20 protein-coding genes are annotated in these 21,143 nt (G+C 63.5%); 14 read left to right on the top strand and 6 right to left on the bottom strand.

All coding sequences use genetic code 11. The annotated features are described in order from the left end of the window. Positions 1-7 precede the first annotated feature (7 nt). The 3 genes from DCG74_RS12210 (at position 8) to DCG74_RS12200 (ending at position 5,910) form a co-directional block, all read left to right on the top strand. Entirely contained in the window at positions 8-1,504 is a 1,497-nt protein-coding gene (locus DCG74_RS12210; protein ID WP_172784755.1) for a sigma-54 dependent transcriptional regulator, read from the top strand. Positions 1,505-1,855: 351 nt separating this feature from the next. Beyond that, positions 1,856-4,030: a murein L,D-transpeptidase gene (locus DCG74_RS12205; protein ID WP_172784756.1), complete on the top strand. Its 2,175-nt coding sequence runs from the start codon at positions 1,856-1,858 to the stop codon at positions 4,028-4,030. 287 nt (positions 4,031-4,317) lie between these two features. Further along, positions 4,318-5,910: a DUF882 domain-containing protein gene (locus tag DCG74_RS12200; RefSeq protein ID WP_257187564.1), complete on the top strand. Its 1,593-nt coding sequence runs from the start codon at positions 4,318-4,320 to the stop codon at positions 5,908-5,910. Positions 5,911-5,988: 78 nt separating this feature from the next. Here the strand turns inward: DCG74_RS12200 and DCG74_RS12195 are convergent, their stop codons facing one another. The 3 genes from DCG74_RS12195 to DCG74_RS12185 all read right to left on the bottom strand — a co-directional run bounded on the left by DCG74_RS12195 (position 5,989) and on the right by DCG74_RS12185 (position 8,615). Beyond that, positions 5,989-7,755, bottom strand: coding sequence for an adenylate/guanylate cyclase domain-containing protein (locus tag DCG74_RS12195; protein ID WP_172784758.1), 1,767 nt, complete (start codon positions 7,753-7,755; stop codon positions 5,989-5,991). 86 nt (positions 7,756-7,841) lie between these two features. After that, positions 7,842-8,114: a DUF2312 domain-containing protein gene (locus DCG74_RS12190; RefSeq protein ID WP_018641571.1), complete on the bottom strand. Its 273-nt coding sequence runs from the start codon at positions 8,112-8,114 to the stop codon at positions 7,842-7,844. Positions 8,115-8,309: 195 nt separating this feature from the next. Next, the gene (locus DCG74_RS12185; RefSeq protein WP_172784759.1) at positions 8,310-8,615 is read right to left on the bottom strand and encodes a DUF1244 domain-containing protein; all 306 of its coding nucleotides are present in this window, start codon (positions 8,613-8,615) and stop codon (positions 8,310-8,312) included. A gap of 130 nt (positions 8,616-8,745) precedes the next feature. On the opposite strand from DCG74_RS12185, the gene DCG74_RS12180 reads away from it, so the two are divergent. Then, positions 8,746-9,369 (top strand): DUF1036 domain-containing protein, encoded by a 624-nt coding sequence (locus tag DCG74_RS12180; RefSeq protein ID WP_257187563.1) that lies wholly within the window; start codon positions 8,746-8,748, stop codon positions 9,367-9,369. Next, complete coding sequence (pyk, locus tag DCG74_RS12175) at positions 9,366-10,802, top strand: pyruvate kinase (RefSeq protein WP_172784761.1); 1,437 nt, start codon at positions 9,366-9,368, stop codon at positions 10,800-10,802. Before DCG74_RS12180 ends, pyk begins: the two co-directional genes overlap by 4 nt. Positions 10,803-10,954: 152 nt before the next feature. Here the strand turns inward: pyk and DCG74_RS12170 are convergent, their stop codons facing one another. Beyond that, positions 10,955-11,635 (bottom strand): TetR/AcrR family transcriptional regulator, encoded by a 681-nt coding sequence (locus tag DCG74_RS12170; RefSeq protein ID WP_063694085.1) that lies wholly within the window; start codon positions 11,633-11,635, stop codon positions 10,955-10,957. Between the two features lie 524 nt (positions 11,636-12,159). Between DCG74_RS12170 and DCG74_RS12165 the strand changes: the two genes are divergently transcribed. The 9 genes from DCG74_RS12165 (at position 12,160) to DCG74_RS12130 (ending at position 19,406) form a co-directional block, all read left to right on the top strand. Beyond that, on the top strand, positions 12,160-12,579 hold the full coding sequence (locus DCG74_RS12165) for a CopG family transcriptional regulator (protein ID WP_172784762.1): 420 nt from the start codon (positions 12,160-12,162) through the stop codon (positions 12,577-12,579). 3 nt (positions 12,580-12,582) lie between these two features. Continuing rightward, the gene (locus tag DCG74_RS12160; protein WP_172784763.1) at positions 12,583-13,767 is read left to right on the top strand and encodes a PHB depolymerase family esterase; all 1,185 of its coding nucleotides are present in this window, start codon (positions 12,583-12,585) and stop codon (positions 13,765-13,767) included. Between the two features lie 358 nt (positions 13,768-14,125). Continuing rightward, positions 14,126-14,647, top strand: coding sequence for a phasin family protein (locus tag DCG74_RS12155; protein WP_172784764.1), 522 nt, complete (start codon positions 14,126-14,128; stop codon positions 14,645-14,647). 76 nt (positions 14,648-14,723) lie between these two features. Continuing rightward, on the top strand, positions 14,724-15,530 hold the full coding sequence (locus DCG74_RS12150; RefSeq protein WP_172784765.1) for a transglutaminase family protein: 807 nt from the start codon (positions 14,724-14,726) through the stop codon (positions 15,528-15,530). Between the two features lie 276 nt (positions 15,531-15,806). After that, positions 15,807-15,983, top strand: coding sequence for a VOC family protein (locus DCG74_RS38990; RefSeq protein ID WP_337993334.1), 177 nt, complete (start codon positions 15,807-15,809; stop codon positions 15,981-15,983). Beyond that, a complete protein-coding gene (locus DCG74_RS12145; RefSeq protein ID WP_246708778.1) occupies positions 15,968-16,303 on the top strand; it encodes a hypothetical protein in 336 nt (111 codons plus the stop codon). The genes DCG74_RS38990 and DCG74_RS12145 overlap by 16 nt, the downstream gene beginning before the upstream one ends. Positions 16,304-16,576: 273 nt before the next feature. After that, entirely contained in the window at positions 16,577-16,969 is a 393-nt protein-coding gene (locus tag DCG74_RS12140; protein ID WP_172784766.1) for a hypothetical protein, read from the top strand. Between the two features lie 111 nt (positions 16,970-17,080). After that, positions 17,081-17,710 carry a TerC family protein gene (locus DCG74_RS12135; protein WP_172784767.1) on the top strand — a complete coding sequence of 210 codons (630 nt, stop codon included), beginning with the start codon at positions 17,081-17,083 and terminating at the stop codon, positions 17,708-17,710. Positions 17,711-17,939: 229 nt separating this feature from the next. Further along, entirely contained in the window at positions 17,940-19,406 is a 1,467-nt protein-coding gene (locus DCG74_RS12130; RefSeq protein ID WP_172784768.1) for a CHASE3 domain-containing protein, read from the top strand. A gap of 127 nt (positions 19,407-19,533) precedes the next feature. Here the strand turns inward: DCG74_RS12130 and DCG74_RS12125 are convergent, their stop codons facing one another. Both DCG74_RS12125 and DCG74_RS12120 read right to left on the bottom strand, forming a co-directional pair. Further along, positions 19,534-20,763, bottom strand: coding sequence for a glycosyltransferase family 87 protein (locus DCG74_RS12125; RefSeq protein ID WP_172784769.1), 1,230 nt, complete (start codon positions 20,761-20,763; stop codon positions 19,534-19,536). Between the two features lie 160 nt (positions 20,764-20,923). Further along, positions 20,924-21,088, bottom strand: a complete 165-nt coding sequence (locus DCG74_RS12120) for a Flp family type IVb pilin (protein ID WP_172784770.1) — start codon at positions 21,086-21,088, stop codon at positions 20,924-20,926. Between the last annotated feature and the right edge of the window lie 55 nt (positions 21,089-21,143).

Genomic DNA, 21,143 nt, shown 5'->3' with positions numbered 1-21,143 from the left:
GAACACCATGGCTGCCAGTATTTTGATCGCCGACGACGACGCTGTAGCCCGCCGGCTGGTCGAGAACATGGTGCAGAAATGCGGCTATGAGACGGTCGTCGTGGACTCCGGCGACGCCGCAATCGCCGCCCTCACCGCTCCCGACGGACCAGCCATCGACGCCGTCATCCTCGATCTCGTGATGCCCGGCCTCGACGGCATGGGCGTATTGGCCAAGATCCGCGAAGCCGGCCTGAGCGTCCCCGTCATCGTGCAGACCGCCCATGGCGGCATCGACAACGTGATCTCCGCGATGCGCGCGGGCGCGGCCGATTTCGTCGTCAAGCCGGTCGGCGTCGAGCGGCTCCAGGTCTCGCTGCGCAACGCGCTCAACACGTCCGCGCTCAAGGGCGAATTGCAGCGCATCCGTCACAGCCGCGAAGGACGGCTCACCTTCTCCGACATCATCACCCGCTCCGAAGCGATGGCGGGCGTGATGCGTGCCGCCCAGAAGGCGGCAAACTCCGCGATCCCCGTGCTGATCGAGGGCGAGTCCGGTGTCGGCAAGGAGATGTTCGCGCGCGCCATCCATGGCAGCGGCGAGCGCAAGGCCAAGCCGTTCGTCGCGGTCAATTGCGGCGCGATTCCAGACAACCTCGTCGAGTCCATCCTGTTCGGGCATGAGAAGGGCGCCTTCACCGGCGCCACCGAGCGGCACACCGGCAAGTTCGTCGAGGCTCATGGCGGCACGCTGTTTCTGGACGAGGTCAGCGAGCTGCCGCTGACGGCGCAAGTGAAGCTGCTGCGCGCGCTCCAGGAAGGCGCCGTGGAATCGGTCGGCGGCCGCAAGCCGCTCAAGGTCGACGTCCGCATCATCTCGGCCACCAATCGCAAGCTGCTGGAGCGGGTCAAGCAGGGACATTTCCGCGAAGACCTGTTCTATCGGCTGCACGTGTTGCCGCTAACGATCCCCTCGCTGCGCGCGCGGCGCGAGGATATCCCGCATCTGCTCAGGCATTTCATCGCGCGCTTCGCCGCCGAGGAGAACCGCCCGATCACCGGGATCAGCGGCGAGGCGGTGGCCCACCTTGCCCAGCTCGACTGGCCCGGCAACATCCGCCAGCTCGAGAACGCGGTCTACCGCGCCGTGGTGATGAGCGACGGAGACCAGCTCGCTCTCGGCGACTTCCCGCTGCTCGCCTCGCAGCCACATCCCGCCACGGAAATTCCGACCGCCCCGCTGATGCTCGAGCCGGCGGCGACGCCCTCCCTGGTGTCGGGTAACGAAATACCAATCGCTCCGCTCCCCCTGGTGGGAACGCTCTCCATGCTCACTGCGACCGGGGATGTCCGCCCGCTGGAAGACATGGAGAACGAGATCATCCGTTTCGCGATCTCGCACTATCGCGGCCAGATGTCCGAAGTGGCTCGCCGCCTCAAGATCGGCCGCTCGACGCTCTACCGCAAACTCGACGAGGCCGGGGTTCCCAGCCATGGCGGCAAAAGCGGTGAGGAGACGCACTGAGCCCAGCGTGAATGGGGGTTCGCGCCGCGGTGCGAGACCGCTCTAAGCCGTTCGCGTGCCGACGGAATTCGTCTGCGATTTGAACCGTGACTTGGAAGTGACAGACAGAGGGAAAAGCGCGTGGCAGAAGCGTACAATCCGTTGCCAAGAGGCTCCCTTGAAGTCAGTTTGTCGTGAGTCGTCCCGGGTAGCGCTGGCTGCAAAATCGGGGCCTGTATATCGTCTGCGTCAGAATCGTTGCGTGCAGGCGTGCAACTTTCGAGAGGCCGGCGCGGTTTTAGCCGTAACTCATCACTAGGCGATAACGAAGCTGTTCCACGAAGGAACAGCTCACCCGAGGGGTGCGACACAATGCGTGACTGTTTGAACCATCGTGTGGGCTTTGACCGTGTCTTGATGACGGTCGCGGCAACCTTCCTCACGGTGTCGGCCAGCTCGGCCCTGGCGCAGGATCAGGTGCGCAGCAGCGCCGCCGAGCTCGCGATCGAAGCTGCGATCCCGCGCCCCGAGCCCGCAAACGTCCCGCCCCCGACTGCAGCCGACATCAAGCTCGACACCACCGCCACGGTGCAGGATTCGACGAAGGACGCTGCGAGGGACTCCGCCAAGACGGACGTCGCACCAGCGCCGGACAAGGTCGAGACCAAGCCGTCCGACGTTGTCACCACACCCGCGCCAGAAGCGCCGAAGAGCGAGACTGCGAAGACCGAGCCGGCAAAGACCGAGCCTGCCAAGGCCGACACCGCGACCGCCACCCCGGCGGCTCCCGCAGCACCGGCCGCCGAGCCGGTGAAGGCCGCAAGCACCGTGCCCGCCGCCGACCAGCCGGTCGCGGACAGGCTCAAGGACATGATCGGCGCCAAGACCTCGCGCCATTTCGACCGCAAGAACGAGCGGGCGGCCGTCGAGAAGTTTTACGGCGCGCGCGACTTCGCGCCGGTCTGGACGCAAGGCGGCAGCCTGACTGCTGCGGCCAAGGGCGTGATCGCGCGGCTCAAGGACGCGGCCTCCGACGGTCTCAATCCCGCCGACTATCCGGTGCCGGATTTCGCCGCCGCCACGACGCCCGATGCGCTGGCCGATGCCGAGCTCAAGCTCACCGCCGGGATGTTCGACTACGCCCGCCACGCCCAGAGCGGCCGCATGCATTGGTCGCAGGTCAGCGGCGACATCCTCTATCCCGAGCACCCGGTCGAGCCCGGCGAGGTACTCGCCAAGGTCACGACCGCGAGCGACGCCTCCGCGGCGCTCGACAGCTACAACCCGCCGCACAAGCTCTACAAGGAGCTGAAGGCCAAGCTCGCCGAGCTGCGCGGCCAGGGCAGCGGTCCGGTGATCGAGATCGCCGACGGTCCGGCGCTGAAATATACCCCGGCCGGCAAGAAGCAGGCTGAGATCGTCGTGGAAGATCCGCGCGTGCCGCAACTGCGCGCCAAGCTCGGCCTCGCCGAGAATGCCAGCGACACCCGCTACGACGCTGCGGTGGCCGAAGCCGTGCGCAAATTCCAGACCAGCGTCGAGCTGAAGCCGACCGGCATCCTCGACGACAAGACGGTCAAGGCGCTCAACACTCCCAAGCGCGACAAGCAGATCGACGTGGTGCTGGTGAACATGGAGCGCTGGCGCTGGCTGCCGCGCGACCTCGGCACGCCGGCGCTGGGCGATGCCTATGTCATCCTCAACATTCCGGACTTCACGCTGAAGGTGATGCAGCGCGGCCAGCAGGTCTGGACCACCCGCGTCGTGACCGGCAAGCCGGGTTCGCATGCGACCCCGCTGCTCACCGAGACGATGAAGTACATCACGGTCAATCCGACCTGGAACGTGCCGCCGTCGATCGTCTACAACGAATACCTGCCGGCCCTGCAGCAGGACCCGACCGTGCTTCAGCGCATGGGCCTCAGGCTGGAGCAGAACCGTGACGGTTCGGTGCACATCTCGCAGCCACCCGGCGAGGCCAACGCGCTCGGACGCATCCGCTTCAACTTCCCGAACAAGTTCCTGGTCTATCAGCACGACACGCCGGACAAGCATTTGTTCGCCCGGGACGAGCGCGCCTTCAGCCATGGCTGCATGCGCGTGCAGAATCCGGATCAGTACGCCTCCGTGCTGCTCAACATCGCCATGCCGAACGAGAAGTACACGCCGGAGCGCGTGCGCAGCATGTACGGCAAGAGCGAGATCGACCTGAAATTTCCGACCCCGATCCCGGTCAACATCACCTATCAGACCGCGTTCGTGGACGACGCCGGCAAGTTGCAATTCCGCAAGGACGTCTATGGCCGCGACGCGACCATGATCAACATCCTGAAGAACAACCGCGGCAAGGACCTCGAGGCCGTCGTGGCGCATTCCCAGCCGAGCTATTCGCGTCCGGCGACGACGCTGCCCTCCGGGGTGGCCGTGGCTAACAGCGGCTTCGGCTCGTCCGGGCCCAATTTCTTCGAGCGGCTGTTCGGGGCGCCCACCCAGGCCGCGCCGCCGGCGCCGGTCGGCCGCCGTCCGCAGCGGGTGTTTACCCGCTGAGCCTCGCTCGGCACCCTTGGCTTACAGGAATTATGTAATGAAATCAGCGGCCTCATCCCTCGGATGGGGCCGCTTAACGTTAACCATGCTGCGACCCGCCCTGGGGCGGCGGGCGTTTTTTTGCCACAGTCAACGGCTTAGGATCGTATTCTGACTTGGTTTGGGGGCGGGAAGGTCAACGTCAAATTAACCTTCTCGCTTTAAGAAAGCGTTCATCCTCTTTCGCGCTGCTAACGGGGTTGGCGGGAGAGTCCATTTGAACGCTCGTCGACTGGGTGGGCTCATACGTGCTGACTGGTCTCGCACGCCAACTTGCTGTGCTGTCGTTGTCCCATGCGGGCGTGAAGGCCGGATCCCGGATCGGCCTCGCGGCTGCATTGCTGCTTGCGGCCGCCGGTTCGGTTCATGACGCCGCCGCGCTGAACGAGACCAAGACGCTCTCGTTCCACCACACCCATTCCGGCGAAGACCTCACCGTCACCTTCAAGCGTGACGGGCGCTATGACGAGGCGGCGCTGAAGCAGCTCAACCATTTCCTGCGCGACTGGCGCACCCAGGACGAGACGGTGATGGACCGCCGCCTGTTCGACATCCTCTGGGAAGTCTATCGGGACGTCGACGGCAAGCAGCCCATCCAGATCATCTCCTCCTATCGCTCTCCCGCCACCAACGCCATGCTCCGCCGCCGCTCCTCCGGCGTGGCGCGCGCCAGCCAGCACATGCTGGGACATGCGATGGACTTCTACATCCCCGGCGTGCCGCTGGAGCAGATCCGCTTCGCGGGCCTGCGCCTGCAGCGCGGCGGCGTCGGCTTCTATCCCACCTCCGGCTCGCCTTTCGTGCACCTCGACACCGGCAGCGTCCGGCACTGGCCGCGCATGACGCATGACCAGCTCGCGCGCGTGTTCCCGGACGGCAAGACGGTGCATCTGCCAACCGACGGCGTGCCGCTGAAGAACTATGAGCTCGCCAAGGCCGAGATCGAGCGCCGCGGCAGCGGCGACGATGCCGGCAGCAAGCCGAATTTCTTCGCCGCGCTGTTCAAGGGCAAGTCGGCAGCTCCGGCCGCCAGCGACGAGGATGACGAGGGCGCGCCCGCTCCGGCCGCGAGGCCGGCGGCACCGACCGTCGTCGCAGCCACCGCCAAGCCCGCAGAGCCGGTGCCGACGCCGCGCGCCAAGCCGCAGATCGCCACAGCGATCCAGCTCGCCTCGGCCGATGCGCAGATCGTCGCGCCGCCCAAGCCGAAGCCCGCGCCCGTGGCTGACAAGCCCGCTTCCGGCAAGCCGGAGACCCCGGCCGACATCATCAATGCGCGCGGCCTCTGGGATGACGTTCCTGCGACGCCGCAGCAGGCGACGCCGGCGCAGGTCGCAGCGCTGAAGGCGCGCCAGGCGCTGGCTGCGGCTACCGATCCGCAACCAACAGCGAGCGTGCCCAACGCGGCCCTCCAGGCCCTGGCTTTCGCGCCGGCGGCCTCGCCGGTCGACCGCGCCAATGTCGTCGCCGCTTCCGCGCCGATCCCGCGCACCGCCCGTCCCCGCAGCGTGGCCCAGGCAGCGGAGATCAACACGGTGGTCGGCAAGAGCATCGACGGCAGGATCGCAACCGCGACCCGCCTCTCCGCGGCCAAGGGCGAGAGCATCTGGCTCAAGATCGTGATGCTGTCGCCGAGCGCCAGCCGCGCGATGTCGGTGACGCTGATGGGCGAACTCGATACCGCGGCGCTGCGCGGCTATTTCGTCAAGCCGAAGGCCGTGATCGCGATGGGCTTCTCCGACGATCCGATGCTGGGCCTGTCCTGCGACAATTTCTCGGGCAGCGCGACCGCAAAGCTCGAGACGACGTCGTTCGTCGTGCGCACCGCCGCGCTGCGCTGAGGCGCATAGCGACCTCCACGAATTCAGTCTCGTAGCCCATCTTGCGATGATCGTAGGCAGTCTCCGCCGCGCGCCAGATCAAGCCGGCAGGCCTGCCCGAAGAAGGCCTGCCTCATAGCGCTGACGATCGACCTGCTGCTTGTAATGCTGGGTAGCAAGATGATTGGCCACCGAGAACGCCGGCTCACGCTTGAGAACTTCGGCCGCGTGCGCACCGGCAGCCACTGCATTGCCCATCTGCGCGAAGATCCCGGCAAGGAACGCATGATGGGTGTGATCGGGACGTGAGATCCGCGAGAAAGCTTCGGCGGCTTCGGCGTATTTCTCGGCACAGTAATAGGCACGCCCGAGATGGCTCCAGAATCGTTCCGGGTGATATGGGTTGAGCCGCATCGCCTTCTTGATCCAGTCGATGCCCTCCTCCGGCCTCCCCAGCCAAGTCAGCAGTTCGCCCTGCTGCACCACCACGAGATCATAGTTCGGGTTGAGCGCGAGCGCGCGTTCCTGATGGTAAGTGGCCTTATCATGGTCGTCGCGATTCAGATTGAGTGCCGCGAGGATGCGATGGACGTCGCTGTCATTGTCGTCGAGGACCAGCGCGGTTTCCAGCTCTGAAGCCACCTGCTCAAAGGTAGCGTCGCGATCCGCGCACCAATTATAGACCCAGGTCTGGCCCAGAACGCACGCCTTCCACGCATGCGCGTGCGCATAGCTGGCGTCGAGTTCGAGCGCCCGGTCGAGCAGAAGCTGCGCCCGTGCATTGTCTTCGCGATTGGAGCGATGGTGCAAGACCTTCGCGGCCAGCACGCATTCGTAGGCCGCCATATTGTCCGTCGGCTTGCGGTTCGCGCGATCGTGCGTCGCCGCCTCGACGCGGCCGGGCAACGTGGCAGCGATCGCCCGGGTCATCTCGTCCTGGATAGCGAAGATGTCCTTGAGCTCGCCGTCGTAACGCTCGGCCCAAATGTGCCGATCCGTCTCCGCATCGATCAGCTGCACGGTGACGCGGACGCGATCCCCGGCCTTTCGCACGCTTCCCTCGATGACGTAGTCGACACCGAATTCGCGGCCAACATCCTGTACCTTGACCGACTTTCCCTTGTACACGAAGGTCGAGTTGCGCGAGATCACCAGCAGGTCGTGGAAGCGGGAAAGCTCGGTGATGATGTCCTCGGTGAGACCGTCTGCAAAGAACTCCTGCTCCGGATCGCCGCTCATATTGGCGAACGGCAGCACTGCGATCGACGGCTTCTTCGACTTGCCCGTCGGCTTTGCGGCGGCCGTCGCACCGGCTGGCGTGCTTGCCGGCGCATCCTCCAATCGGATCCGGTAGACGCGGATGGCGCGCGCGATGTTCTTGACGTTCTGCTCGCCGATGTCCTCGAATGCGACGCCATCGAGCCGCTCGCCCAGCTGGTCGCGAACCGCGCTGGAGATGCAGATTCCTCCAGGCTCGGCCAGCGTCTCCAGCCGCGCCGCGACGTTGACGCCATCGCCGAAAATGTCGTTCTGATCGACGATGACGTCGCCGAGATTGATGCCGATGCGGAATTGGATCCACCGCGGCGGCGCGACATCGGCATTACGCCGCGCCATGCGGCGCTGAACCTCGGCCGCGCATAGCACCGCATCGACGACGCTGTGGAATTCGGCGAGCATGCCGTCGCCGGTCGTCTTGATGATACGGCCGCGATTCTTCGCAATGGCGGGATCAATGAGTTCGACACGATGGGTCTTGAGGCGCGCAAGGGTGCCGGCCTCGTCGACCTCCATCAGCCGGCTGAAGCCGACCATGTCGGCGGCAAGAACCGCGGCAAGCCTGCGCTCTGGTCCCGGCACATCCATCGCTCGGTCCCTTCACCGAGCAATCTAGCAGATGCCGAGATTTTGCCCAAGCTTGATGCGCTGCAACGCCGAGGGGGCGAGACGCCTCAGAGCATCCCCAGCGCCTGCATGTAGGTTTCAAGGATCGTCTCGGCCTCGGCACGCTCGTTGGGGTCCTGCTTGCGCAGGCGCACGATGGTGCGCAGCGCCTTGACGTCGTAGCCGTTGCCTTTGCTCTCGGCATAGACGTCGCGGATGTCGTCGGAGATCGCCTTCTTCTCTTCCTCCAGCCGCTCGATGCGCTCGATGATGGATTTGAGCTGGTCCTTGGCAAATTTCGTCGCGGGCTCGTCGTCGCGGACGGCGGCGGAGGTGGCCATCTTGGTACTCCCAATGGAACTGGCAAAACGAGGTGACGCCGGCATCCCTCACCGCGCGTGCTGGGTAGACCCTTAGGGTCGGCGCTCCCAGCGTTCAAGCAAGCATCACGCTCGTCCACAGCGCGCCCACACCTTCCTGCACTGATGCAAAGAAAGCTGTTGTGTGGTGCGACTCAGGGCACCGCGATGTTCCGTTCAATGCCCGTGGGGATGGACCTTCTTCATCGCCTCGATCTGCTCGGGCGTGGCCGTGCCCTGATGCTTCGCCTTCCAGGTCTCGTAGGGCATGCCGTAGACGGCCTCCCGGCTCTCGTCCTTGCTCAAGGCGACGCCCTGGGCATCCGCGGCGTCCTTCAGCCAGTTGGAGAGGCAGTTGCGGCAGAAACCGGCCAGATTCATCAAGTCGATGTTCTGGACGTCCGTCCGGCTCCGCAGATGCTCGACCAGGCGCCGGAAAGCGGCCGCCTCGAGCTCCGTTCTGGTTTTGTCGTCGATGGCCATGGCTGTCGTCCTTAACCGTGCCGGTGGAGGTTAGCGTTAGGGGATCAGGTGGGTGCTGTCACAGATTTTGCCATATCGCGGCGCAAAGGGGCCACGGCCGGGCTGGCCCCGGCCCAACGCCAAATCGTCAATGATCTGGTATAGCTTCCGCGACGACGAGCCCGCGACGAAATTTGCCAAGGACCAGCTCAAATCCATCATCTCCCTGCCCGCCCGGTTGGTCCCGGTGCTGGTGGTCGCCCTGCTGTGCCTTGCCGCCAGCCCCGCCTCCGCCGATTTCCGCCTCTGCAACAACACCTCGAGCCGGGTCGGGATTGCGCTCGGCTACAAGGATGCCGAGGGCTGGACCACCGAGGGCTGGTGGAACATCTCGTCCCGCTCCTGCGAGACGTTGCTGCGGGGCACGCTGGTCGCCCGCTATTACTACATCTACGCCATCGACTACGACCGCGGCGGCGAATGGTCGGGCCAGGCCTTCATGTGCTCGCGCGACAAGGAGTTCACCATCCGCGGCACCGAGGATTGCCTGGCGCGCGGCTACGACCGCACCGGCTATTTCGAGGTCGACACCGGCGAGCAGCGGGCCTGGACGGTGCAGCTGACCGACGCCAACGAACAGCCGGCGCAGCAACGCGTGCCTGGCCTGCCCGGTCCGGTGGGCCCGGGCGGGGTTCCGGGTTTGCCCAATAGCCCGCCCGGTGCTACGCCCCCGGGCTCGCCCGGCCTGCCACCCCCGCCTGGAAATAAGCCATGAGGCGTCTTCGCCGTATCAAGATTCTCGCGACCCTGGGACCGGCCTCTTCAGACCTCGCGATGATCCGCCGCCTGTTCGAGGCCGGCGCTGACCTGTTCCGCATCAACATGAGCCACACCCCGCATGACAAGATGCGGGAGCTGGTCGCGACGATCCGCAACGTCGAGTCTAGCTACGGTCGGCCGATCGGCATCCTGGTCGACCTGCAGGGCCCGAAGCTGAGACTGGGCTCCTTTGCCGAGGGGGCGATCCAGCTCCAGAACGGCCAGACCTTCACGCTGGATTCCGACAAGGCGCCGGGCGATGCCACGCGCGTCAATCTCCCGCATCCGGAGATCCTGGCCGCGCTGCGGCCCGGCCATGCGCTGCTGCTCGACGACGGCAAGGTGCGGCTGATCGCGGAGGAGACCTCGAAAGAGCATGCGGTGACCCGTGTCGTGGTCGGCGGCAAGATGAGCGACCGCAAGGGCGTCAGCCTGCCCGACACCGATTTGCCGGTCTCGGCGATGACGCCCAAGGACCGCGCCGACCTCGAGGCCGCCCTCGTCACCGGCGTCGATTGGATCGCGCTGTCCTTCGTGCAGCGCGCCGACGACGTGATCGAGGCCAAGAAGATGATCCGCGGCCGCGCCGCCGTGATGGCCAAGATCGAGAAGCCGCAGGCGATCGACCGCCTCGCCGACATCATCGAGGCTTCCGATGCGCTGATGGTGGCCCGCGGCGACCTCGGCGTCGAGCTGCCGCTGGAGCGGGTGCCGAGCCTGCAGAAGCAGATGACGCGGATGGCGCGCCGCGCCGGCAAGCCGGTGGTGATCGCGACCCAGATGCTGGAATCGATGATCCAGTCGCCGGTGCCGACCCGCGCCGAAGTCTCCGACGTCGCCACCGCGGTCTATGAGGGTGCCGACGCCATCATGCTGTCCGCGGAATCGGCCGCCGGCAAATTCCCGGTCGAGGCGGTCTCGACCATGAACCGCATCGGCGAGGAGGTCGAGCGCGACCCGACCTACCGTTCGGTGATCATGGCCCAGCGCCCGGCACCGGAATCCACCGCGGGCGATGCCATCGCCGACGCCGCCCGGCAGATCGCCGAGACGCTCGACCTGCCGGCCTTGATCTGCTGGACCTCGTCGGGCTCGACCGCCGTGCGCGTGGCGCGCGAGCGGCCGAAGCCGCCGATCGTGGCGATCACGCCGAACATCACCGCCGGCCGCCGGCTCGCGGTTGCCTGGGGCGTGCATTGCGTGGTGGCGGAAGACGCGCGCGACCAGGACGACATGGTCAGCCGCGCCGGCCAGATCGCGTTCCGGGACGGCTTCGTCCGCGCCGGCCAGCGCGTGATCATCGTCGCCGGCGTGCCGCTCGGCATCCCCGGCACCACCAACATGGTACGGATCGCCTCGGTCGGCCCCGAGGGCGACGCCAACCTGTAAGCCTCGCCAGAGGCCGCCAAACACAAAGTCGAAAAACAACCCCATGCACAGTAGCCGGCTGCTTGGCCGGATTTGCCGGGGTTTTGCGAAAAGGCATGCTCAGGCAAAGGCCTGAGCGCGATCACCTCGCCGCCGCACGCGCGGCACGATTTCTACGCGCCGACCAGCGCCTTGGTCGTCGGCAGCAGCGTCTGCTGGACCACGAGGCCGCGGGCGCGGGCGTCCATGACGCCGACGGCGCGCAGCGCCAGCAGCGTCACCGTCTGCACCGCATCGCGCATCTTGACGGGATCTTCGAGATTGTCGGGCGCGAGCGGCCCAACGAGAGCCTCATGCAGCGCCCCAAGCAGCGCGGTGGCGGCGAGCGCGGTGTCCTGCGCCGGCAGATGGCCGGCGCGCACCGCAGCGTCGATCCGGGAGGCGATCTCGCCGGCGATCTCGCGCCGGCTAGCGAGGCGGGAGGCGCTGACATCGACATCGACCGGCTCGGCCAGGATGCCCCAGGCCAGCCTACGCTGCGACAGCGTATGGACCGCCACTGTGGTGACCGCAGCCGCCAGCGCCGAGGACGGCCCCGGCGCGGCATCGGCCGCCCGGCGGATCGCCGCGAGCTCGTCGCGGGAGACCTCGGCAATGAGCTCGGAGATCAGCTCGGCCTTGGAGGGGAAATAGCGATAGACGGTGCCGGCTGCGACATTGGCCCGGACCGCGACCGGCGCGATCTGCACCGCCGCCATGCCCCCTTCCGCCGCTGCCTCCCGCGCTGCCGCCAAAATCGCGCTGCGCCGCGCCGCAAGGCGCTTCACCACTTGATGCGTCCGCCGATAAACCATGGCGCGCTTCCTGTCCCACACACGCCGGCCGCACGCCCTGCGGCCGAACGCTTCTCACGCAAAAGATGCAAATCGCCCCGCAAGGACTGAACAACTATTCAGGATGAATGACAAGATGAGAAATGCGTGAAGCGCCATGGTGAGCGGACGGGGGCGCCAAGCCTGCGTCGGCGCCATCCCTGTCGAGGCCGCCTTCCGAGGGTGGCAGTTTGCCAGGAGCAGAGCGGAATCAGCGTCACGTCTGCCGGTACGATCGATCTCCAGCGAACCTTCGCGAGGCCGAACGAGTAGGGTTGGAGGACCTGGACCGCCGTTCACAATGAGCTCGGTAGTCGCGGCAGAGGTCGTGCGGCATGCGCGCCATCCGGAGCTCCGCCGAGGTCATCGAGACGCCGGCCCGCTGCAGCATCCAGTCTCGTGCTCTTGGGCGCGGATCTATCCGCTCTATCCCTTGAAAGAAGCCTACGAGCATCTAGATAGCATCCATATGCCATCCATACGGATGGTAAGAATGGATGCTAGCCATGGCCGATAATGTGCGCGAGCTGCGCCCCAAGGTCCCCGACACCGAGAAGATCACGATCAACCTTGGCTATGTCGACCTCGGTCATGTCGATCTCATGGTGCAGGAAGGGTTCTATTCGAACCGGACCGATTTCATTCGGACAGCAATCCGGAACCAGCTCGAGCGCCACGCGGAGGTCGTCAGACAATCCACGGTCCGGAAGAACCTAGACCTCGGGCTGCGCAACTACGCGCGCGAGGATCTCGAAGCGGCGCGCCGCGCCGGCGAGATGCTGCAGATCAATGTTTTGGGCTTGGCCACTATCGCCCAAGACGTCACTCCCGAGTTGGCTCGCGCCACGATCGCGTCGGTCTCGGTGCTGGGGGCCCTCCACGCCACTCCCGCGGTCAAGGCCGCTCTCGCCGACAGAATGAGGTGAACGATGCTGAATCAAGACATAGTCCGCGAAGCAACCCGCCTTACGCGTGCCGGCCAACTGGTCGAGGCCACCGCGCTCCTGCAGCGCATGCTCCAGGGCGGTTACGCTCCAAGACCGGAGTCTCGTAGCGCCGCTCAGGCTCGGCTTCCGCTCGATCCGCTTACTATCGACGCCACTGCCGACGTCGTCGAGGAGCGGGAAGCTCCGCCGATCTCGCCGGCCCGCTCTGCTCAGGGACGCAGACGCGCTTTACCGCTCGACGGCATGCGGGATTTTCCCGGGGTCGGCCTGCGAAGTCCGATCACGCGCGCTCCCCTGTCCCCATCGGACATCGTGCCCGAGGGCACACAATTTATCGCCGGTACCTTCAGTAACGCCGCAGGAAGCCGGACCTACAAGCTGTTCATTCCAAGCCGCTTTCAGGGACAACGTCCCCTGATAGTCATGCTTCATGGCTGCACCCAGTCGCCGGACGATTTCGCGGCCGGCACCCGGATGAACTTCCTGGCGGAAGAGCAGAATTGCTATGTGGTCTATCCTGAGCAGCCGAGCGGAGCCAACCAGTCGAAGTGCTGGAACTGGTTTCGCACCGGCGACCAGCGTCGCGGCGGGGGCGAGCCGTCGATGATCGCCGGTATTACCCGCCAGATCATGCGCGAGCATCCGATCGATCCGAAGCGCGTATACGTCGCGGGTCTGTCGGCCGGCGGGGCCGCCGCCGCGATCATGGGCGCAACGTATAACGACCTGTACGCGGCCGTCGGTATTCATTCAGGCCTCGCGTGCGGGGCCGCGAGCGATCTTCCCTCCGCGTTCGTCGCCATGCGGCAGGGAGGCGGCTCCAAGGCAAATGCGGATGGCAAAACTTCTGTGCCGACCATCGTTTTCCATGGCAATCGCGACACTACGGTGCATCCAAAGAATGGCGATCAGATTATCGAGCAGTCCGCCAGGGCGACGAGGCCGACGACGAAGGTACTTCGCGGACGCGTACCCCACGGCCATGCCTATACTCGTACCGTCCTGATCGACGGGGCCGGTCGGGCGATCTCGGAACACTGGGACATCGATGGCGCCGGACACGCGTGGTCAGGCGGCAGCCCCGCCGGGTCTTACACTGATCCGCAAGGGCCGGATGCCACAAGGGAAATGCTGCGCTTCTTCCTCGAGCATTCGCTCGGCGGGTAACCCAGCTTCACAGGGCGCTCGGGTCCTCGAGCACGTCGCCGAGCTTCCGGATCAGCTTGCCGGCCTCTATCCGCCAGTCTCGCGATCAAGGCACGAATGCGAGCGTAGTCGCCGCAACTTAAAGCAGTCTCTGGAGAGCACAACGAGCGGAGAGCTGATTGTTCTCAGATCGACACCCGTTGAGTATAGGTCTGGAAGATCGCCAGCTATACGCTTGTTGGTTGGAGTTGCGACATCGCAGAGCGTGCGATTGATCTCGGGACTCCAACAATGCGCGGGTTGGAACGCCAGCTCACAAAGCCTGTTGTCCGTTCAGAAATGACCGTTGTGGTCGCACCCCATTTTATTGGAGCGTCAGATGAGCAAACGCAAACCGGCATCAGCCTCAAAGCGCGCCCGCAATCCGAAAATGGCCGTGCGGACCGAACGGAACAAACAGGCCGTTGTTAGAAGCCCGAAAGAGAATTTTCTTCGCTCGGTTGCGGCAGTTTCGATTGAACCGCCTCTTAAGCTTCAGGATGATCCTAACCACGAGGTTCCTACCATTGAGCCTCGGGTGGATGCCTTGCCAGATGACGTCAGTCAGAGAATGACGGAAAGCGATCAAACGAAGAGCTTTGTTTTAGCCACGGCAAACATGCAGGCATATCAAACGAAGCTTTTTGAGGTCGCCCGAGCCAACGTGCAATTTGCTTTTGAATTTGGCCTGAGATTTGCGACGATCGGGTCACCGACTGAATTTTTCGGCGTCCTTGCGGAGTTTACAAGCAGACAGGTCGATATGTTCGGGCAGCATTCGAAAGAATTGGCGGCATATCCATTCTGGCGCATCGAGCCGCCCCGTTCGCAAGTCACCAAGGAAGCCTCTAGTTTGAAGTAACGGACGCCGGCCGCCGTTGCCAACACGATCATCCCCGCAGCCATTCGAGTTGATGCAGTCGAGACAGGCCCGAAGGATGAAAATACGGGTTGGCTTCGAAATGATCTACGACTTCCAGCAAGTCACACCATTGATTGCTATCGTCGGTATGCATTTTACCCGGGCATCCGACATCATTGTGCCGGATTACCTCATCACCGAGCCTTCCGTCCCGATCTCGCCCTACCGCGACGGCTTCGGAAACTGGTGCAGTCGGTTCGTTGCGCCCGCCGGCCGCATGCGCCTTTCCGCCAACGGTACAGTGCGCGATAGCGGTTTGCCTGATGTGATCGCGCCTTCCGCCACGCAATACGCGGTCGAGGATCTTCCACCTGATACCATCGTTTATCTGCTTGGCAGCCGCTACTGCGAAACCGATCGGCTTTCCGACATCGCATGGAAGCTGTTCGAGAATGTGGCGCCGGGTTGGCCACGGGTCCAGGCGATCTGCGATTTCGTGCACAATCACATCGCGTTCGGCTACGAGCACGCGCGGGCCACCATGACGGCTTGGGAAGCATTCAACGAGGGCGAGGGCGTCTGCCGCGACTATGCGCATCTTGCCATTGCATTCTGCCGTTGCATGAACATTCCAGCACGCTATTGCACCGGCTATCTCGGCGACATCGGCATCCCGCCGCCCCACGCTCCCGGGGACTTTGCAGGCTGGTTCGAAGCCTATCTTGGCGGTCGCTGGTACACATTCGATGCACGCAACAACACTCCGCGAATCGGCCGCGTCCTGATCGCGCAAGGCCGCGATGCGGCGGATGTTCCGATCGCCCAAACTTTCGGACCCAACACGCTCGTCAGCTTCAAGGTGTGGGCTGATGAACTTGTATAAAGCGCTCGCCTTGGGCGATTGGGTACGAGGCGGCTGAGATTGATCTCGGCTGATTGCTTGGAAGACTGTTACACAGTTCGCATCACCGCCCGAAGTCCAGCTCGTACTTCTCGCAAAGAAGGGCCAACAGGTCGTTCGTGAGGAAATAGAATTCGAAGAAGATGATGGTTGGCAAGAGATACAGCCCCGTCTCAGAGCTCAGACTTTGCAACGTCCTGCTCTATTGCAGCCCAAGGATGCCAGCCAAGACGATGACCAGGAGCACTGCGGTGAAGATTGCTTCCAGCCAAGGACCTGGAGCGCGCTCGGGCTTTCTACTCCGAAAAACTCGGTCTCGACCCGGTCGAACAGCGCGAGGGTGGATTGCGCTACGTCTGCGCATCTGGCGAGTTTGCGATATTCATCTCGGCCGGGGTGCAATCCGGCAGCATACGCAGATGGGCTGGGAAGTAGAGGATATCGACGCAACAGTGCGCGAACTTCGCGCGCGGGGAGTCAAGTTCGAGGAATATGACCTTCCTGGTCTGAAGACTGCTAACGGGATCGCCGAGATCGCCGGCAACTACGCCAGCAAGGGTGTCGCTCAGCGAGGCGCTGGTTCCGCGACAGCGAAGGCAATCTTCCTGGTATCGGACAGCCAGTTCGATCCTGACGTTCCAGTAGAAGATCGATGCGCGTGCGGGCCGAACGGATCGTGGTCATGTTGCCGCGCGGCCAAAACGCGCGCGACCATCAGTAGCATTGTGCTTCTGACTGCAAGGGTCGTCTTTTAAGCGGTGAAATCTGTCGATCGTGGGTGCGCTCTCGAGAGAGGCCAGCACATGATTGAGCTTTGGAACAGATGGTATGAGACCTTGGCCTCCGTCGAGGGGCTGGCAGCCGTTGTCATTGTTGCCGTAACGACCGCTGGCGTTCTTACGTTGATTGAGGGTCGGCGGCATAGGACAACAAGACATTCATTTGAGAGGCGGAAAACGCCCAAGTAGACCGGATAGTTCAACGAGTAGATGGCTCCTACATAAAGCGCTCGTATGCAGGAGGATCAAATGATCGCTTCTCATGCAAGTTGGAACAGGAATGCGCCTTGGCGGGACACATTCTGCTTATTCGCGTTGTTGAGCATCCTGGTCGCGACTCCCGCCCTCTTTATGATCCTCCTGCTGGATTCCCAACTCGTCTTACCAGCGCTCAGTCTTCTATTTTTCTCAGACGCGATGATCACCGCGCTCTTGGCCTGGGCAAAGCCCGAAGATGTAACGCCAGAACATGTAACGCTCTGGGATATCGCAGGTGCATTCACCATGATGTGTTGCGCCGCAGCGATTTTTGGCGAACCAGATCAAGTCGCAATGCTTTTCGGGGCGCCGGTCGGACAGCATTCGGACGCCGTTTTGGGAGATCGTCACCTGGCGCCCGGATTGCCGGCGACGTCGGACTAGAGCTGAATTGGCCGCTCTGTTTTGGATGGTAACGCGCATCGGTCAATCCATAAGAACGTATGCGACCATCGCTCGGAGTTGCCATTTCCCTGGCATCGGGGACCATGATCCGTGTTAGATTCTCTCAATACGGACGTTCTTAGCGTACTCTTGCAGGTCGTTCTAATCGACCTTGTGCTCGCCGGCGATAATGCCATCGTCATCGGCCTTGCCGCGGCGGGACTTCCTCAGGCCCAACGAAGCAAGGCGATTTTGATCGGTATAGTCGCCGCGACGATACTGCGCCTTCTGTTAGCCGGGATAGCGACGCAGATCCTGCAGATCGTCGGCCTCCCGCTCGCCGGCGGGATCCTGCTATTGTGGGTATGCTGGAAAATGTGGCGAGAGTTGCGCACGTCCCCCTCGGGCCCCACCGATAGGAAAGGGGCAATTGAAGCAATCCCGGAAAGCAAACCTCGTAAAACACTCATCCAAGCGAGTTGGCAAATTATCGTTGCCGACGCTTCGATGTCCCTCGACAATGTTCTGGCCGTCGCAGGGGCTGCGCGGGAGCATCCATTGGTCCTGATCTTCGGCTTGGGCCTTTCCATCGCGATGATGGGAATGGCCGCTTCCTTCATTGCCCGCCTTCTGGAGACTCATCGCTGGATTGCTTACGTCGGTCTGGCCGTCATTCTCTACGTGGCACTTGAGATGATCTTTCGCGGAACATTGGATGTCATGAAGGTCGCGTCGATATGACGGCCCTGTTGTGTCCGACGGCACGGCAACATTTCCCCCTTGCCCGACGAGACACTGACTGCGCTCCACTCCGGAGGCTGCGCCGCTTTGCCCCGTCACGGTCCCATACCAATTCTTGCGAATGCCATCGCTTGGGAGCAATCTCGAGCTAACTGTCTGGTCGGTCGCGGACTTCGGCCTTGAGGGTCAGGTGCCCCAGTTTTCGAGTCTACTGATTTTGCACAAATTGATGGCGGCATTTGCAGCCGTGGTAGCGGTCATATTCGTGAGCGGCGCAATCGTCTACGACAGACTTAGCGTGATCGAAGAGGCCAAAAACCGGCGGGTCCACACCACTGACGTGTTGGACACGCTAGAGGCGGCAGTAGCCGCAGCGCTGGATCAACAAACTAGCCTACGCGGCTATTTGATCAGCGGCGACGAGAAATTCCTGGACCCGTACCGCAGAGGCAGCGCCGACTTCAGCGCGGCAATCCGAAAATTGAGAGAACAGACTTCGGATAACCCAGACCAGCAAAGTCGTCTCGATGAATTGAACAAGCTGGCGATGACGTGGCGCGTCGAGACCGCCGAGCGGGAGATCACGCTGATGGCGGATCCCACGACGCGGGAGCAGGCGCGCACGTTGGAGGGGGCGACCGGCAAAGCTGCCATGGACGCAATCCGCGCCAAGGCGCGCGAAATCGAGAAGGTTGAGCGCGATCTGTTGGCAAGGCGTGACGCCGTACAGAACTCGGCATATGCTACTGCATACACGGCAACCGTGATGGGCGCCGCAGCCTCACTCATGATCGCAGTGTTGATGGGCATACTACTCACACGCGCGATCGCGCGGCCGATCACACGCATGACCGGGGCTATGGCAGCACTTGCCAAGGGAGACACGAGCATCGACGTGCCCGGAATTGACCGGCGTGACGAAATCGGCGCAATGGCGGCCGCGGTCAATGTTTTCAAGAAAGGCATTGTCGAACGCCAAAGGACACAAGTCGAGCTCGCTCATGTCAGTCGCGTAGCGACAATGGGCCAGCTGACGGCCTCGATTGCCCATGAGATCAATCAGCCGATCTCGGCCGTGCTTAGTAACGCCGACGCCGCCTTGAACTGGCTCGCCGCGGACCCGCCAAACCTGGGCAAGGGCCGCGAGTCCCTCCACCACATTGTCACAGATTGCCAACGAGCTGGCGACATCGTCCACCGGATCCGCGATATGGTGAGGAAAGCGCCGGTGCCCAAAAGTCGGCTCGACGTCAACGCAGCCGTTCTGGACGTCATCGCCATGGTCCGGAGCGAGGCGGTGAGGCATGGAATCTCGGTACAGATGCAATTCGCTGAGGATCTGCCGCAAATCGAAGGTGAGCGCATTCAGCTGCAGCAAGTGCTCCTTAATCTGATCCTCAATGCCGTGGAAGCCATGAACAGCCTCGAGGACGGCAAGCGGGAGTTGCAGATCAGTACCGAAAGAGACGTTGCAGGCAGCGTGCTCGTCGCTGTACGGGATTCGGGCCCGGGGATCGAGCCGACGAGTGCGGAACGTGTTTTCGACGCGTTTTACACGACCAAGTCCGACGGCCTGGGCATGGGGCTTGCCATCTGTCGGTCGATCATTGCGGCTCATGGCGGACGGTTGTGGGTCACCGTGAATAAACCGCGGGGCGCCGTCTTCCAGTTTACCCTCGCTCCCCTCCAGGACTAGATGACGCCACTTGCCCTGCGCGGCTGCTGAGTTTTGCGGCCGATGCTCGGGTTGCGCGAGATGGGCCCGAGGGCTCACACGCCCCTCGCGTCTCACCCGGAGCCCGATCAAAGCGTAATCGAGCTTCTCAGCTCGTTCGCGCGATCGCGGGCTGCGCCGATGCGGCCTCGGCGGTCCGCCAGGCTGCACAGCGTCCGAGGATCAGCCCGAACACGATCAGGATTGCCGGGAAGCCGACCGGTTGCCCGAGAAACAGGAAGCTCGCAAGCAGCGCAAAGACGAGCGCCAGCGCCATCACCTCGTGGCGTGCGAAACCTTCATCGAGCCCGGCGCGGATGAGGAACGCCACCGCGATGCCCAGCACGACCAGATCGTACATGAAGAGATAGGGCGTCGTCAGCAGCGTCGCCGTCGCGAGCATCGCCGCCTTGAGGGCGTGGGGCAGCCGGCTCCTCCACACCACGGCCAGCACGACGGCAACGGCTGCGGTCAACACCCACTGGAAGACCCATCCGAGCTGCTCGGTGCCGCCGACATAGCGCACCAGCGCGAAGATGCTCTGCATCTTGAACCAGGGCGCCCTGCCTTCGGTCAGGAAGGCCTGGGAGAACATCGGGATCCAGTGGAAGAACGCCTGCCAGCTGTCGGTGCCGAAGGCGAACCAGGACACTACAGCGATCGCAGCGGTGACGATTGCGGCGGTGAACAGCACGGTCCATTCGGCGGCGGCGAGCAGTGCAAGCGGAAACAGGAGTCCGTATTGCGGCTTGTAGCTGAGCAGGCCGAGACAGATTCCGGCCAGCATCGGCCGTGTCGGCAACAAATAGAGCGTGCCGCCGATCAGCGATGCCGTGAGGAAGCCGTTCTGCCCGACCAGGATGTTGAGGAAGGCGGCCGGAAATCCAATGGCAATCACGAGGCCCGCATTGCGCCCGATGATCGCGCGCATCACGGCGAGATACGGCACCATGCTGAACGCGGCCCAGCCGATGAAGGCGATTGCATAGGGAAATTGCGCAAGGAACGACGCGACGAACAGGAAGGGCGGCGGATAGTGCCAAGCGAAATGGCCGACGAAATCCTGCTTGAGCAGCGCAAGCTCGACCTGCTTCTGAATGTCCCAATCCCAGGCCTGCGCGGGATGCCCCTCGAGCGCCAGTCTTCCGGCCGCCCAGACATTGACGAAATCAGTGGGGATGCCGCGTCCGTCGGCGTCGAAGATCCAGAGATGGGTGAGATAGGCCGTCGGAAAATACGCCAGCGTGACGATCGCCAGCACGAAGGAGATGTTGACGAGGATCGCAGGGACCGCATCGTGACGGCCGACGGCTGGCGGGACGGACGAAGCTTCGGCCATGCGGCTTCCTTACGCGATACGCTGACGCAGATGCGTTCAAGCCATACACCCGAGTGGCTTGAAGGAGGCTTAAGCCCGATCGTCGCGCCTCGCGCCGATACCGGCAAAGCAAAAGAGCCCCGTCGATGACGGGGCTCTTCGCTATTTCGCTTGTCGAGCCTTACTTGAGGCTGGTCGAGATCGAGGTGAACTTGGCGTTCAGCGTGGTGCCGAGGTTGTTGACGACGGTGATGATCGCCAGCGCGATGCCGGCAGCGATCAGGCCGTATTCAATGGCGGTGGCGCCCGATTCATCCTTCATGAAACGCGCAACGAGGTTCTTCATAGAGTGCTCCAAATGAGTACACGAGGCTACAACTGATCTGGTCTCTTCGGCTTCC

Source organism: Bradyrhizobium sp. WBAH42, assembly GCF_024585265.1.
Taxonomy (GTDB): domain Bacteria; phylum Pseudomonadota; class Alphaproteobacteria; order Rhizobiales; family Xanthobacteraceae; genus Bradyrhizobium.
This window is presented reverse-complemented; position numbering and strand designations above follow the sequence as displayed.